This window comes from Vibrio navarrensis (genome assembly GCF_015767675.1).
In the GTDB taxonomy this organism is placed as follows: Bacteria; Pseudomonadota; Gammaproteobacteria; order Enterobacterales; family Vibrionaceae; genus Vibrio.
Map to the genome: position 1 here is coordinate 690,742 of NZ_CP065218.1, position 14,696 is coordinate 705,437.

Below are 14,696 nucleotides of genomic sequence, written 5' to 3' on the forward strand. Positions count from 1 at the left end.
CCATGGGGCTGAAATCACAAAGTCAGGGCACGCTGAACAAGCGCTCAGACATGCCCGTGGACATCAGTTCGCCATTAATGCTTGCGGAATCGCGATACCGACTTCTTTGTAATAACGCGCTGCCCCCGGGTGCAGTGGCAAAGGCAAACCATCGATGGCTTTTTGCAGCGCCATGTCTTTGGTCGCTTTATGGATGCCTTGCAGGAATGGCAGGTTTTCGTAAATCGCTTTGGTCAATTGATAAACATCTTCTTCAGAGACATCTTCACGCACCGCAAGGAAGTTCGGCTGCGCGATGGTGGTGATGGATTTATTCACGCCGGGATAGGTGTTAGCCGGAATGACGTATTTGGTCCACAGTTGATACTTACCGTTGGCTTGTTTGATCTGTTCATCGGTAAACGACAGTAGCGTGATGTCATTGCCCATGGCCGCAAACGCCTGCGTCACCGCACCAACAGGAACGCCTGCTGGTGTGTTCATGCCGTCAATGGTGCCGTTTTGCATCGCGCTTGCGCTGGCGCCATAGCCCATGTAGGCGAGGTTGAATTGATCCGGATTGACCCCCAACCCAGCCATGATTTGCCGACCCGAATTCTCTGTACCGGAGTTTTTGGTGCCTATGGAGAATTTCTTGTCCTTCATCTGATTAAGATCCGTCACCGTTCCGGAGGGAGCAAGATCGGTGCGGACGATAAAGTGCTCAACGTTTTGCCACAGCATAGAGACAGAACGCAGTTGAGTCTGCGGGCCACTTTGCGCATATGGGCCATCACCGCTGGAAGCCCAAGCGCCGTAAAGCCCTTGCAGAATCGCAAATTGCGCCTCCTTTTCATTTAACAGCTTGATGTTTTCGCCCGATCCCGCCGAACTTATCGCCGAGAGGGAAAACTTATATTTCGGCTCCAGCTTTACTTTGCTCAGCGTCGCCAGCGCCACCCCCACAGGGTAGTAAGTGCCGCCAGTAGATGCGGTGGCCAAGATATAACTGCGTTGTTCGGCGGCATGCAGATTGGAGGCGGCAGTAAGAGACAGGGTTGCCAGCGCAAGGGATTTCATCAGTTTATTGAGTTTCATCGTTACACTCCGTGTAGGGTGGTTGTTATTTTTTTGTTACTAACAACCCGCTAGAGCAAAAGCGATGCCAGATTTTAAATTATTGATATTTAATATAAAAATGAGAGAAACAATACGAAATGAGCCATTTTTTGCTTATAAAGCACGAAATCAGTAAGCAAGATCTTGCCTATAAGCACATCTAAATAAAAACGAATGAAATCATGTAATTATAGAAAATCAGCTTGTGACTCCACCCACATCCCAACGCTGAGATGTGACCAAAGTAATAGATTTGTTAATTTTTATGATGAGCAAGATCTTGCTCATGGACAAAACGCCCAGTTGCAGAGTTATCCATCGGTGTAATCGGCCCGGTTGAGCCCCAGCTTCTGCATCTTTTGATTGAGGGTACGGCGCGGCAGATCCAGCTCTGTCATCACCTCGACAATACTCCCCTGATGACGAAGTAACGCTTCATGAATCACTTTGCGCTCAAAGTTGTGCAACTGTATCGCCAGCGGTACGCCGCTCGGCAAGTTCTCTTGAGCAAAACCCGCCCGGTTGGAGAGAATTTCCATCACCGACAAACTTTCATCCAGCGCAAAGCGTATCGCCACATTGCGCAGCTCACGCACATTGCCCGGCCAGCCATAGCTAAGTAGTGCGCGCGATTCCGCAGAGCTTAACGCTCGCTTGTTGGCATTGGCCTGAGCCGCAAAATGTTCAAACAGCAGCAGCGCGTCTTCTTCCCGCTCGCGTAAAGGCGGAAGATGCAACTGCACCACGTTAAGGCGATAGAAAAGATCCTGACGAAAATCGGGATGATTAAGCAGATCCGCTTTCGCCGCGGCCACCACTCGCAAATCCACACTAATCGGTCGGTTGCCACCCACTCGCTCCACCTGATTTTCCTGCAAACTGCGCAGCACTTTAACCTGCATCGACATCGGCATGCTTTCTATCTCATCCATAAACAGCGTTCCTTGGTCGGCGTATTCCAACTTACCAACCCGCCGTTTATTCGCGCCAGTAAACGCGCCAGCTTCATGACCAAACAGCTCACTTTCAAACAGATTTTCCGGAATGGCGCCGCAGTTGATCGCCACAAATGGATTGGCCCGACGCGCACTTTCGGTATGTAGGCTGCGCGCCACCAGTTCTTTGCCCGTGCCCGTCTCACCATAGATGATCACATTGGTGTCCATGGCGGCCACTCTGGCAATCTGTTCACGCAGTTGGTACATCACCGCACTATTACCAATCAACAATTGCTCGATGCCACGTAACTGCTGGAGATAGTGGCTACGATCGGTGCTTTTGGCTTGGTGTTGATAATCACTCACGGCAGTGTGCAAGGTTTGCGACAAACGCTCAGGATTAAACGGCTTCTCAATGAAATCGTACGCGCCTTTTTGCAGCGCTTTCACCGCCATGTCGACATCGCCGTGTCCGGTGATCAAGATGACCGGGCAGCTCACCTGCTCAGCCTGAATCGCCTCCATCAAGGACAAGCCATCCAAGCCGGGTAAGCGCACATCACTCACCACGCCATCAAAGGCACGGCGCTTAATTTCAGCCAACGCCGCTTCACCTTGGCTAAATGCCTCAACGTGAAAACCCGCCAGTTGTAGCCATTGTGCGGTCGCTTGGCGCACAATGTCATCGTCTTCAACGAGGGCGATATGAGGGGGAGAAATCGAATCCATTTACGTGCTACCACTTATACTAATGTGCTGATATCACGCTACGTTAGGCAAAAAGCCTGCGAGGGAAAAGGAGCTGGATCTCACTTCTTGACAACAAAGCTTTAACAAACGAATGAGGCAGCGCACTCTTGCCCGGTTGAGGCGATCAAGGAAACACGTTGATGAGGGCAAAAGCAGTACTGGCAACAGCAATACTGATCTGGTTTTTTGTCAGCCAATGGGCAGGGAAAGAGTTGGTTCGACAGTGGCAAACCGCGCAAAGCATCGAACAGTCTCAGCAGCGCTTTCTCGACTACATCGGCGATGTTCGCCGCACGTTACACCGTTTTTATCATCTGCCGTATTTGATCACCAACAACCGCAACAGCCAAACGTTTTTAGCTGGCGATAGCACGCTTTACCCAGCACTGCGCAATGAGCTGACCCTACTCGACAAAGCCGCCAACACCAAAGGCTGGTACTTGCTCTCGGCCAGCGGCGACCTGCTCATTTCCAGCTTGGAAGATGAGCGCCTGAGCGAGGCCGACATTGATGCGATTGTCGAGCAGATCCACGCCCAGCGTGAAGGCGTCTCACTGGTGAGTAAAACTCGAGGCTCCTCACCGTTTTTCTATCTCGCCGCGCCCATCAACATTGATTTTGATATTGTCGGCATCGCCGTGGTGCAGATCAATTTGCGCCTGCTCACCGAACAAGCGTTAACCAGCAGTGACGCGATCTTGTTTCAGAACCTGCGCGGCGACTATTTTCTCTCCAGCCATCCAGACATGACCGCCGACTGGCTCAACGAACACCAACCGCAAATTGTTCACCAACATTCAGAGCTCAAAGACGGCACTTCGCTGCTGTTTTGGCACAACCAAGACGACACTTACCTTGCACAAACCATCGTCTTGGACGATCTCCACTGGCAACTAACCTATCTGAGCAGTTACAAGCCCGTTCGCCAAGCGGTCGTTTCCGCCAGTTGGGGGATAACCATTGGCAACCTTGTGCTGCTGATGTTTGCCGTCATCGCCTACCAGCGTCAGCAAAAAAACTTGAGCCAGCAACGCATTCAAAAACTGATGGACGAATCTCGCCAGCGCATGAGCCAGATGATCAACAAAACCCATGTTGGGTTATTTTTGCTCAACACCCAAGGCCAGATTGAGGACATCAACCCAATGGCCAAGCGCTATTTTAGCCTCTCCGACAGCATGACCAAACAAATGCCGGCGTGGCAGTTGTTTGATATTGGCAATCCCGCTTCCACGATTTTGTCGTTGTTAAAAAACCTGCCCAAACACCGAGATTTAGCCGAACTTACTGCCATTGAAACCATGGGACGGCGCAGTGATGGCAGCCAGTTTCCTTTACTGTTTTCCCTCACCGCTTTTCCTTGGCACGGCGAGCATCACTATTTGGTGACCGTGCTCGACATCAGCAAACGCAAAAAGGCTGAACAGGCGCTGCAAAAAGCCAATGAAGAGCTGACCAACCGAGTCGAAGCGCGCACCGCCGAGCTAAAAGCGGCGCAACAAGAGCTGATTGAGAGCAGCAAGCTCGCCGCACTGGGTAAGATGTCCAGCGCGATTACCCATGAGCTTAACCAGCCGTTAACGGGCTTAAAAACGCTGCTCACCAGTAACGAAGTACTGATGGAACGAGGCGAGTTGGCGATGCTGAAATCCAATAATCAGTTGATTCATCGCCTGATTGATCGCATGGGTAAAATGACCAGCCAGCTTAAATCTTTTGCCTATCAAAAGCCGGAACAACTTTGTCCAGTGTCACTGCCTGAGGCGCTGCAAGAAACGCTGCGGATTTACCAAGCAGAACTGGCCCCCATCGACGTGCGAGTGCGTCTGCCCCATCCGCTGGCCAATGTGTTGGGCGAAGAGCAGCGTTTGCGACAAGTACTGGGGAACTTGATCGCCAACGCCATCGACGCGATGAAAGCCACCGCACAACCTCAACTGATGATTTCCGCTTCAATAGCGCAAAACGAACTGAGCATTGCTATTAGCGATAATGGTTGTGGTGTCAGTGAGGAGCAACTAAGCCAACTGTTTGAACCTTTCGCGACCAGCAAAAAAATCGGTGAAGGGCTTGGCTTGGGCCTGTCGATCACCGCCAATAACATGCGCGATATGCAAGGGCACATCTCGGTCAACAAAAACGCCAGTGCCGGATTAACCTTTACACTGACGTTTTTACTCGAGGCTCACCCAGAGTAGACGCCCCGACGAAGGCATAGTGAGAAAATCATCAACGCATTTTTTAAACGCTCATCTCTTCATTCGCTTGGCGTCGCAGGTGATCGATAAACATGGGGATCTTTCTCGCTACGTGTTTTCTCGATGCATAAAAAGCGTACAACACCAGATCATCAGGCTGGTATTCCAATGCGACCATTTCAAGATGGCCGGCCTTTATCTCCTCTTGGCAAAAATCGATTGGCAGGATGGCGAAACCAAGCCCGGCTAACGCCGCCGATTTGGCAAGATTGCCACTGTTGACTCGAAACGAGGAGTGAACTCTCTGTGTCACCAATCCGCCTTGCGCAGTTTTGAAAATCCAAGGCGTTCCGTTAAGCGCCGTTAAACTGCTGATACAAGGGAGATGTTGCAAATCGGTGATGTGATACGGCAGAGGATGCGCTTGCAAGCGTTCGGGCGAGGCCACCACCACACTCGGCCAGCGCTTAACTTCCGTCGCTATCCAATTGCTATCGGCAAGCGGCCCACGCTGAAAACTCAGTACCACGTCAAACCCATCGAGGAGATCTTCTTTCGGGCTTAAGCTGGTATCACAGCACAATCCAATCGAAGGGTGCTGGCGACAAAAAGCGACCACCGCCTGAGCTAATGCAGGTGAATCGGGCATCAAGATCTTGAGCTGCCCCATCACTTCGTGGCTATGCTGCGTCACCTCTTCAAGAGCCTCATCCAAGCGTGCTAACAAAGCGTGGGTTCGCGCATAAAGTTGCTCTCCGGCATCGGTTGCCGCAATGCGGCGTGTGGTTCGGTCGAATAAACGCGTTGCCAATTTTTCTTCCAGTAAGGCAATGTGTCGGCTGACATTGGAAGTCGGCAAATTAAGGAACTCAGCGGCGCGCTTAAAGCTTTGGTTTTCATAGACACAATGAAAGCTTCTTAACCACAGCTGATCAATATGATTGAGCACTCAATAATCCCATAAAGTTGGATTGTTAAATCAATTTTTACCACTTTATTGCGATTTTAGGGTTAGTACAATCTTTCTGATTGATGATTCACTGAGTAAGGAGCGGCATGGGCTGGCTAGAAAGACTCTTCGACAAAAGAAAACTTATCGCAACACGTAAAGCGACCATCCCCGACGGAATATGGACTAAGTGCGACTCCTGCGATGAAATTCTTTATCGTTTAACCTTGCAGGCCAACTTGCAGGTGTGCCCAAAATGTCATCACCATATGCGAATGGCGGCGCGGGCACGTCTGGAAAGTTTTCTCGATATCGCGCACAGAATAGAAATTGCCAGCGAACTGCAACCCAAAGATGTCTTGAATTTTAAAGACATCAAATCTTACCAAGAACGCTTGTCGCTGGCGCAAACACAAAGCGGAGAAAAGGACGCCTTAGTGGTGATGCAAGGCCGCGTGCTAGGTGTGCCCGTGGTGGCCTGCGCGTTTGAATTCTCTTTTATGGCAGGTTCAATGGGCTCTGTGGTGGGCGCACGATTTGTCAGTGCCGTTGAAACGGCACTCGCAGCGAACTGCGGCTTGGTTTGCTTCTCCGCCTGTGGCGGCGCACGAATGCAGGAGTCTCTGATTTCCTTGATGCAAATGGCCAAAACCAGTGCCGCCCTTCGTCATCTTTCTGAGGCTGGGCTGCCTTACGTTTCCGTGCTGACAGACCAAACCTTTGGCGGTGTATCGGCCAGTATCGCCATGCTGGGTGACATCAATATTGCCGAACCCAAAGCGCGCATTGGCTTTGCAGGACGTAGGGTGATTGAACAAACGGTTCGTGAAACACTTCCGGACGACTTTCAGCAAAGTGAGTTTCTCTTAGAACACGGCGCGCTCGATATGATTGTTGATCGGCGTAAACTGCGCGAACGCATTGCAAGACTGATGGCAAAACTGACTAATACACAGATTGCTGCCAGCGAGTAAGTGTGGCTGGAGAGCGAAAAAATCCTCCTCTGTGGCCAAGCGCATCTCGGTTTGCATTGATTTTATTCAGCCGAAGTTAACGCTTTAACGCCACGCCTGCGCATAACGCATGCCCTGCCGACAACGTAATATTTTGTCAACATTTCCCTGTGCTTAGATACACCTTTTTCCTCGGTTTACCTTGGCAAAATTGATACAAATCAAATTTGCTTGTCACGGGGTTTCCCTCGTGGCGACTAAACCAATCCAGTCGCAATGACGTAATAGTCAATAAAGATGGGGCTGACTTGCCTTTACCATCACTGGTTTGTTTCATTTTTTGAGGAAAAAAGATGTTAGATACCCTCATGTTGTCGCGGATCCAATTCGCCGCCAATATCAGTTTCCACATATTGTTCCCCACCATCACCATCGCTTTGGGCTGGATGTTGGTGTTTTTCAAATGGCGCTATGTGCGAACGCAGGCCCAGCAGTGGCTCGATCTCTACTATTTCTGGGTCAAGGTATTCGCCTTAACCTTTGCTTTGGGGGTGGTGTCGGGCATCACCATGAGTTTCCAGTTTGGCACCAACTGGCCGGGTTTTATGGAACGCGTCGGTAACGTCGCCGGCCCTTTGCTCGGCTATGAAGTGATGACCGCCTTTTTTATGGAAGCAACTTTCCTTGGCGTGATGCTGTTTGGCCGCGGCCGTGTGCCGGAGTGGCTGCACACCTTAGCGACCGTTTTGGTGGCGGTGGGAACCACTCTTTCGGCGTTCTGGATTTTGGTGCTCAACAGTTGGATGCACACCCCAACAGGACACGAAGTGATCGACGGTATCGTGCATGTCACCAGTTGGAAAGAGGTGATTTTTAACCCTTCCATGCCGTATCGATTCGCGCATACTCTGCTCGCTTCTGCGCTGACTGCCAGCTTTTTGATCGCCGGGATCAGCGCTTACCAAGTGCTGCGCGATGGCAAAAACCAAGCGGCGAAACTCGGGCTAAAGGTGGCGGTGAGCGTCGCAGCCATCACCATTCCTGTACAGATCTTGGTGGGCGATCTACATGGCCTCAACACCTTGGAGCATCAGCCAGCGAAAATCGCCGCGATGGAAGGGGTGTGGCAGACCGAGCGTGGCGCGCCTTTGCTGCTGTTTGCCGTGCCTAATGAAGAGACGCGCAGCAACGATTGGGCCATCGGCATTCCGCACTTGGCAAGTTTGATTTTAACCCATGAGATGGATGGTGAAATCGTTGGCTTAGATGCCTTCGCACCGGATCACCCTCCGGTCGCGCCGCTGTTTTTTGGCTTTCGCGTGATGGTGGGCGTCGGCGTGCTGATGCTGCTAGTCAGCTGGTTCGGCGCTTGGCATTTTTGGCGCAACAAACCCGTGCCGAAACCGTACATGTATGCTTTGGTGGGAATGACTTTCTCCGGTTGGGTCGCCACTCTTGCAGGCTGGTACGTAACCGAAATTGGCCGTCAACCTTGGCTGGTGAGCGGCGTTTTGCGCACCTCTGAGGCCGTCACGCCTGTGGCAAGCAGCTCGGTCGGCATCTCGCTCGCACTCTATCTGGTTACCTATGTAGTGCTGCTCGTCGCCTACATCCACACCTTGTTCTACCTCGCGCGCAAAGGCATACAAGCCGCGCCGATTTCCTCAACCGCTTCAAAGGCCGAGTTATGATGCAGTATCTTCCAGAAATTTATCTTCTGTTACTTGGATTTACCGTGTTTATGTACGCGGTACTGGATGGCTATGATCTCGGTGTTGGCATCTTGCTGCCGCGCAATGATGTGGGGCAACGCGATCGGATGATCGCCTCAATCGGCCCGTTTTGGGATGCCAATGAAACTTGGCTGGTGCTGGCGGTGGGTATTCTACTGATTGCTTTTCCCACCGCGCACAGCTTGATTTTTACTGAGCTCTACTTACCGACAGCACTGATGCTGATTGCCCTTATCATGCGCGGAGTGGCGTTCGATTTTCGTGCCAAAGCCAAAGCGGATCACAAAGAGCATTGGGATCTCTGCTTCAAGCTCGGCTCGCTGCTCGCCGCGTTAACCCAAGGCTATATGATTGGCCGCTATGTGGTGGGTTTTGATGCTTCGCTGGCCGCCTATGGTTTTGCTGTGCTCAGCGCGTTGTGTGTTGCTGCGGCCTACGTGTACATTGGCGGCGCATGGCTGGTGCTCAAAACCGAGGGCGAATTGCAAGTGCGCGCTGCGCGTTGGTCGCGCAAAGCGGGTTGGCTCGCCGCACTGGGCGTGCTGGCGGTAAGCGTGGTAAACCCATGGGTTAACTCCGCCGTGGCCGAGCGTTGGTTCAGCTTCCCTGAAGTGATTTTACTTGCGCCGATCCCGCTTATTGTGCTCGCCACCATTTTGGTGGTGGATCGCTATCTAAAGCGGGTGCCGACGGTCAATGACGCAGGCGTGCAATGGCCATTTTTTGGTGTGGCGCTGATTTTCGGCTTGAGTTTCTTAGGGCTCGCCTACAGCTTTTTCCCAGAAATCGTCCCCGGAATGATGACGGCCCAGCAAGCCGCCTCCTCACCCGACACCTTAATGGTGGTGGGTATTGGCGTGGTCATTGTGATGCCGACCATCTTGCTTTACACCTTTTTCGTCTATCGGATCTTTAAAGGCAAAGCAACCGATCTCAGTTACTTGTAATTGAAACTAGCAGCATGTGTTCGCAGGGCTTTGCACATCGTGCGGGCGGTGACATTCACCGCCCGTTTTGTATTGGCGCTAGAGGCACAAATCAAACACAAAGAAGAATGTGGCCTGCTGCAGGACGCAGATTGAACCGATTAAAGCCGCATTAGGTTGCAAAGCTAGTCATTATTTTCGTTAGCACCGCTGCTTGCTGCCTCCTTTCGCAGCCCCACATTCGACAGTTGCACAGGAACAAAGCCAGGTAACGCTTCGACTCGCTTCAGCCACACTTGCACATCAGGGAAATCCGCCAAACTTATGCCGCCTTCTGGCGCTAATTTGATATAACTGTAGAGGGCTAAGTCAGCAATAGTCGGCGCGCTTCCCACCAACCATTGGCGGCCATGTTGGTAGCTCTGGAGCTGTTTTAGCAGCTTATATGCTTCTTGAGTCAGCGGTTCACTGTCTATCGCTCGGTGAAATAAATTCGCCGCGCGCAGTTTGGCGATTGAGCCTGCGAGTCGATGCGCGGCAAGAGAAAGAAACTGTTCAATATGCGCGCGCATTTGCGGTGAATCCGGCAGCCATTGCCACTCTTTATCATAAACGCTGGCGAGATACACCAAGATAGCGTTTGAGTCAGCGATGACCGTTTCACCATCCACCAGTACGGGGATCTGGCCAAAGGGGTTAAGCGCCAAGAATTCGGCTTGTTGATGCTCCCCAGCAGGCAGATCAACGGTAATGAGTTCAAAATCCAATTCGAGCATACTCAATAGCATATGCGCGCGGTGTGCATGCCCTGAAAAGGGGTGCCAATATAGTTTAAGCATCGTTTTCTCCTAACTGATTATTTTTCTATTTAAGAACAACTTGCTAAGAAGAAAAACCCCGCTAACATGGAATGATAATTTCCACTATGTTGATAATGCATGGATACTATCGATGGCATGAGAACAGTGGTAGCCGTCATAGAGACAGGCTCATTCACTGCCGCCGCAGAACGTTTAGGTATTTCTAAATCCCTTACCTCCAAATACGTTAACAATGTCGAAGAGCAGCTCGGAGTCAAACTGTTTCATCGCACGACCCGCAAGCTTTCTGTCAACCAGTCTGGCCACGAATACTACATTCAAGCGCAACATGTTTTGGCCAATCTTGATAAGTTGTACCAGCAGCTCCATGCCAAAAACAGGGAGGTCTCCGGGCCTTTGCGTATAACGGCCTCGCAAGGTTTTGCCGAGGAACTATTAAGTCCGCTTATTCCTGAGTTCCACCTTCGCTATCCAAATATTCAAATTGATATCATCGTTACCAATCAGAAGCTTAACTTAGTTGAGCAAGCGATAGACATCGCGTTTCGTGCCAGTGAACTACCAGACTCCAGTTTGAGATATCGTAAGATAATGTCACTTCAAAGCTCGGTGTATGCCGCACCCGATTTAGCAAAGCGGTATAGACAAGGTATGGCGCTGTCACAACTTCCTTGCCTTATCGATAGCAACCTTCACCCGACAGCGCGTTGGCCTGTGCTCAGCTCTTTGGGCCAAGGGAATAGTTTTACCGTAAACACCGTTTTCAAAAGCAATAGCCCAAGGATGATCCGCCAATTGACGCTTTCAGCGGTCGGGGCAAGTTATCAACCGGATATTATCGTTGCCCCGTATGTAAAAAAGGGCTTATTGCAAAAGCTTGATGTCGGTTTTAAGCCGCTTGAGTATCCGTTAAACGCACTATATGGCGGAGGCAATTACCAGCCTGAACGAGTAAAAGTCTTTTTGGACTTTGTGATTGATAAGCTCGCTACGGCGAATGGAAATGACATAAATACAAAGACTTAACACTGAAGCGTGTATTGTTATAGATAGCAACTTATCAGAGCCTATATATAAGGACATATTTGTAAGCTAGCGGTGCAGCTAGATCTAAATTGCCCCATTGCGTGTTCATTAGCAGCAGTAATTGATTACTAATCCTTATTTTAAAACACCCTCAATAAGATACTAATTGCTTATTGGGGTCACTTAGTTCGAACTTAGCCCAACATCTAAAAAAACCGATTTAAAGATTGTCGTTTTTGTTCAATCTTATCGAGCAGACATTGCTTATTATATGTGGCATCCGAAAGCGAGGCACTTCTTAGATAAAGGTGGAAGGCTTTCCGGTAAATCAAAAAAATTAGGTAAAAAGCGATGTTAGACATTAAACCAATCGAAAATCTAGAAGAAATCAGCCCACTAAAGCAAGCATATTTTGCACAATCAACAGCACCGCTTGATGGTATGTGGCACTTTGGATTTGTACCCATGTCTACCCACTTTGGGTTTTATGAGCAAGAAACCCTAGTTGGATACTGCTGCATCAATGGCGAAGGTTATATGTTGCAGTTCTACTTGAGTAATGATGCTAAAATGGATGCAAAAGAACTTTTCACGCTTATCGCAGAACAAAATAGCTCAGTCATTGGGGCTGTAAATGGCGCATTTGTCAGTACAGCAGAGCCACAGTATCTGTCACTTAGCCTTGATAACGCATCAGCAGTGAAGGTTAATTCTCTGATGTACAAGCAAAAAGAGGCGAGTAAGCAAAGCATTAACCCTGAGTTTGAACTAAAGCGAGCAGAGTCAGAGCAACTGGAGCAGTTTGTTGAGTTTGCAGCCACTACTATTGGCGCACCAGAGCAGTGGCTTACAGGCTACTTTGGTAACCTGATTAATCGTAAAGAGTTATTCGGTTACTGGAGCGAGAATGAACTTATTGCAACGGGCGAGTGCCGTCTGTCTGATGAGTACCAAACGGAATATGCAGACCTTGGCATGATTGTCGCTCAATCACAACGTGGAAAAGGCATTGCTACTCAACTGCTTAAATGGTTAGTTAACTCAGCTAATCAGCGTGGTTTAACGCCTATCTGTTCTACTGAGAGCAGCAATGTAGGTGCACAAAAAGCTATTAAACGTGCGGGTTTATCATCTTCAAACCGCATTGTTCAGGTTGAATTTAACAACAAATAACTTGTTATCCCTCTTGCTGTGGTAAGGGGGATTTTTGTTTACGACGATCTGACTTATAGTACCCTTAATCAATAAACCTAACGGAAATGGTTATGATCCATTGGCTAAAGTCGCCAAACTCACCATGTGTTTCCCAATATGTAGAATGCTATTGGTTGATTGATAAGTGCCCTGATTCAGAGACTTATCAATTCCCAAAGCTCAACCCTGACCCATCGGCACATTTGATTCTTTCACCTCACAATCAAGCCTACTCTTATGACCTGAACCCGAGCATAGCGAAGGGAGAAGGCAGCCATTGGCTTTATCCACATCGGCAGACCTTTGAATTAGATCACTCTAAGCCATTTGTTCATCTTGGTATCAAGTTTCGTGTCGGCGCTCTTTACTGTTTACCCGATTTTTCTGCCAATCCTTTGGCACTAGATGAAGTGGAGTCAGTGGAAGACTCAACATTGTTCAAGCAATTAGGTATGGATGAAAGCAAACTGATTGAACAGGCTCGAACTAATCCACAGCAGTGTGTAGAGCAGTTAGATACGATGCTGTCGCCTTGGTTAGAACAGTGCACCGAAGATCAGCACAGTAAAATCACTCGCAATGTACTTAAACATCTAGACCAGAGTACGATATCTGAACTGGGTGAAAAACTGTATTGTTCACAAAGAACCCTAGAAAGAAGCTTTCAACGCACCACAGGGCTTACCCTTAAACAGTGCCAGTCGATGAATAGATTAGAAGCAATGCTAGAGTATCTCTATCAACGTGAATCGACTGAACTAGATTGGGTTGAAGTTGTCTTCAAATTTGGTTTTAGTGATCAACCTCACTTGATCCGCCACCTTAAAAAACAGCTTGGCTTTACACCTAAAACTTATGAGAAAGAGCGAGGGTTGACGATTGATGTCTATGGTGGCGTTAGTTCAAAATCAAAGTTAGGCTGATGGAACTATTCAATGGGCACTAACACATTACAGAACCTAATCTAAAGTGAAAGTATTGACGTGATGATTCTAGCTCGCTTTTGTCCAAAAACAAGTTAATCCCCAAAGATTTACACTGTAAAAAGGCGTACTGCGCCCTTCTCTATTCAGCCCCTTTGGGTTGGCTTTGCATCACTAAACATCCACCAATCAGGGCAATACCCAGCCAGCCAAGCAGAGAAATGCTCTCACCGACGATCCACACGGCCAGAAGGCTGGCGACCACGGGCTCAAACAGCGTCAGCAAGTTGGCATTGTGCACTTCGACATGGCGCAGCCCGTAGCCAAGCAGCAGGTAACCCGCGCACATAGGAAATAAAGCCATATACAAGGCAATGCTACTGTTGAGTGGGTTTGCGAACAAGTTCTCACCAGTCAGTGCTAGGCTTGGCAACAACAAGAGCGCGCCAAGGGCGAAGATAGCCCCTACCGCCGCTTGTGATTTCACCCCTTGAACGATCATCGCTTTCGCAACCCAAGAGTAAATCGCGTAGGCTAGCCCTGCCACTAAACCAAGCGTGATGCCAAACAGATAATCGCGACCACTTTGCGCATGCATCGGCGTTTTCGCCCCCCCCCCCCCGCCAGTAACGCGATACCCAAAGCGCCAGTTGCAAAGCTCTGCCACCAGCGCCGACAAACTCCTAACCCTTTGCCAAAAAGACGCTCAATAAGCACGGTAAAAAACGGCGCACTGGCAATCGAAACCACCGTTCCCACCGCCACACCAGCCAGTTGCATCGACGTATAAAACGCCAGCGGATAGACGGCTAAAGCAAGCGCACTGCAAAGTAGCGCCGAGCGAAACTGCCACAACTGACGACGTTGATAAGCGATGATCTTGCTGGCGATCAGGGCTTGCAGCAAGCCGCCAACCCCCATGGAAAAAGCACCCGTCGCGAGGGGCGAAACCGCTTGGGTAAAGCTGGCCGCCGTACCGGTGGTGCCCCATAAAATGCAGGCAAGTAATATAGCCGCTGCGCCAGTTTGGTATTGGTTGGTGTCAGCTTTGCTTGTTATCTCGGCCATTTTTGCGCTCGTTTTCAATCGAATCTTGGCGCTATCCTAACCAGAGAAATTGCTTTTGACTTTGCTAAACGGACGCAAAAATTGCTTTGTCAGACGTTTTAGGTAGAAAAAAGCCCACT

Annotated in this window: 11 protein-coding genes and 1 pseudogene; 7 read left to right on the forward strand and 5 right to left on the reverse strand. The window is 49.7% G+C overall.

Annotated elements, in window-relative coordinates; all coding sequences use genetic code 11:
- Positions 1-63 precede the first annotated feature (63 nt).
- Both I3X05_RS19790 and I3X05_RS19795 read right to left on the reverse strand, forming a co-directional pair.
- Positions 64-1,077 carry a TAXI family TRAP transporter solute-binding subunit gene (locus tag I3X05_RS19790; protein WP_337971443.1) on the reverse strand — a complete coding sequence of 338 codons (1,014 nt, stop codon included), beginning with the start codon at positions 1,075-1,077 and terminating at the stop codon, positions 64-66.
- A gap of 332 nt (positions 1,078-1,409) precedes the next feature.
- Positions 1,410-2,765: a sigma-54-dependent transcriptional regulator gene (locus I3X05_RS19795; protein WP_193186489.1), complete on the reverse strand. Its 1,356-nt coding sequence runs from the start codon at positions 2,763-2,765 to the stop codon at positions 1,410-1,412.
- 161 nt (positions 2,766-2,926) lie between these two features.
- Here I3X05_RS19795 and I3X05_RS19800 point away from each other — a divergent pair, with 161 nt between their 5' ends.
- On the forward strand, positions 2,927-4,984 hold the full coding sequence (locus tag I3X05_RS19800) for a PAS domain-containing sensor histidine kinase (protein ID WP_337971444.1): 2,058 nt from the start codon (positions 2,927-2,929) through the stop codon (positions 4,982-4,984).
- A 43-nt stretch (positions 4,985-5,027) separates the two neighbouring features.
- Here the strand turns inward: I3X05_RS19800 and I3X05_RS19805 are convergent, their stop codons facing one another.
- Positions 5,028-5,933, reverse strand: coding sequence for a LysR family transcriptional regulator (locus tag I3X05_RS19805; protein WP_193166749.1), 906 nt, complete (start codon positions 5,931-5,933; stop codon positions 5,028-5,030).
- Positions 5,934-6,040: 107 nt separating this feature from the next.
- Between I3X05_RS19805 and accD the strand changes: the two genes are divergently transcribed.
- The 3 genes from accD to I3X05_RS19820 all read left to right on the forward strand — a co-directional run bounded on the left by accD (position 6,041) and on the right by I3X05_RS19820 (position 9,566).
- Positions 6,041-6,907, forward strand: a complete 867-nt coding sequence (gene accD / locus I3X05_RS19810; RefSeq protein ID WP_337971445.1) for an acetyl-CoA carboxylase, carboxyltransferase subunit beta — start codon at positions 6,041-6,043, stop codon at positions 6,905-6,907.
- Between the two features lie 332 nt (positions 6,908-7,239).
- Positions 7,240-8,577 (forward strand): cytochrome ubiquinol oxidase subunit I, encoded by a 1,338-nt coding sequence (locus I3X05_RS19815; RefSeq protein ID WP_337971203.1) that lies wholly within the window; start codon positions 7,240-7,242, stop codon positions 8,575-8,577.
- Positions 8,574-9,566, forward strand: a complete 993-nt coding sequence (locus tag I3X05_RS19820) for a cytochrome d ubiquinol oxidase subunit II (RefSeq protein ID WP_045568783.1) — start codon at positions 8,574-8,576, stop codon at positions 9,564-9,566. Before I3X05_RS19815 ends, I3X05_RS19820 begins: the two co-directional genes overlap by 4 nt.
- Before the next feature lie 164 nt (positions 9,567-9,730).
- On the opposite strand, the gene I3X05_RS19825 is transcribed toward I3X05_RS19820, so the two are convergent.
- The gene (locus I3X05_RS19825; RefSeq protein ID WP_045568784.1) at positions 9,731-10,384 is read right to left on the reverse strand and encodes a glutathione S-transferase family protein; all 654 of its coding nucleotides are present in this window, start codon (positions 10,382-10,384) and stop codon (positions 9,731-9,733) included.
- A gap of 99 nt (positions 10,385-10,483) precedes the next feature.
- Between I3X05_RS19825 and I3X05_RS19830 the strand changes: the two genes are divergently transcribed.
- The 3 genes from I3X05_RS19830 to I3X05_RS19840 all read left to right on the forward strand — a co-directional run bounded on the left by I3X05_RS19830 (position 10,484) and on the right by I3X05_RS19840 (position 13,509).
- Entirely contained in the window at positions 10,484-11,392 is a 909-nt protein-coding gene (locus tag I3X05_RS19830) for a LysR family transcriptional regulator (RefSeq protein ID WP_226972206.1), read from the forward strand.
- Between the two features lie 351 nt (positions 11,393-11,743).
- Positions 11,744-12,565, forward strand: a complete 822-nt coding sequence (locus I3X05_RS19835; RefSeq protein WP_045568785.1) for a GNAT family N-acetyltransferase — start codon at positions 11,744-11,746, stop codon at positions 12,563-12,565.
- Positions 12,566-12,657: 92 nt separating this feature from the next.
- Positions 12,658-13,509 carry a helix-turn-helix domain-containing protein gene (locus tag I3X05_RS19840; protein ID WP_045568786.1) on the forward strand — a complete coding sequence of 284 codons (852 nt, stop codon included), beginning with the start codon at positions 12,658-12,660 and terminating at the stop codon, positions 13,507-13,509.
- Between the two features lie 142 nt (positions 13,510-13,651).
- On the opposite strand, the pseudogene I3X05_RS19845 reads toward I3X05_RS19840, so the two are convergent.
- Positions 13,652-14,577, reverse strand: a pseudogene (locus I3X05_RS19845) (DMT family transporter).
- Between the last annotated feature and the right edge of the window lie 119 nt (positions 14,578-14,696).

Bases quoted from the DNA above. Each gene is read 5' to 3' on its own strand.
- I3X05_RS19790 (WP_337971443.1), bottom strand. From the start codon at position 1,077: ATGAAACTCAATAAACTGATGAAATCCCTTGCGCTGGCAACCCTGTCT.
- I3X05_RS19795 (WP_193186489.1), bottom strand. From the start codon at position 2,765: ATGGATTCGATTTCTCCCCCTCATATCGCCCTCGTTGAAGACGATGAC.
- I3X05_RS19800 (WP_337971444.1), top strand. From the start codon at position 2,927: ATGAGGGCAAAAGCAGTACTGGCAACAGCAATACTGATCTGGTTTTTT.
- accD (WP_337971445.1), top strand. From the start codon at position 6,041: ATGGGCTGGCTAGAAAGACTCTTCGACAAAAGAAAACTTATCGCAACA.
- I3X05_RS19815 (WP_337971203.1), top strand. From the start codon at position 7,240: ATGTTAGATACCCTCATGTTGTCGCGGATCCAATTCGCCGCCAATATC.
- I3X05_RS19820 (WP_045568783.1), top strand. From the start codon at position 8,574: ATGATGCAGTATCTTCCAGAAATTTATCTTCTGTTACTTGGATTTACC.
- I3X05_RS19825 (WP_045568784.1), bottom strand. From the start codon at position 10,384: ATGCTTAAACTATATTGGCACCCCTTTTCAGGGCATGCACACCGCGCG.
- I3X05_RS19830 (WP_226972206.1), top strand. From the start codon at position 10,484: ATGGATACTATCGATGGCATGAGAACAGTGGTAGCCGTCATAGAGACA.
- I3X05_RS19835 (WP_045568785.1), top strand. From the start codon at position 11,744: ATGTTAGACATTAAACCAATCGAAAATCTAGAAGAAATCAGCCCACTA.
- I3X05_RS19840 (WP_045568786.1), top strand. From the start codon at position 12,658: ATGATCCATTGGCTAAAGTCGCCAAACTCACCATGTGTTTCCCAATAT.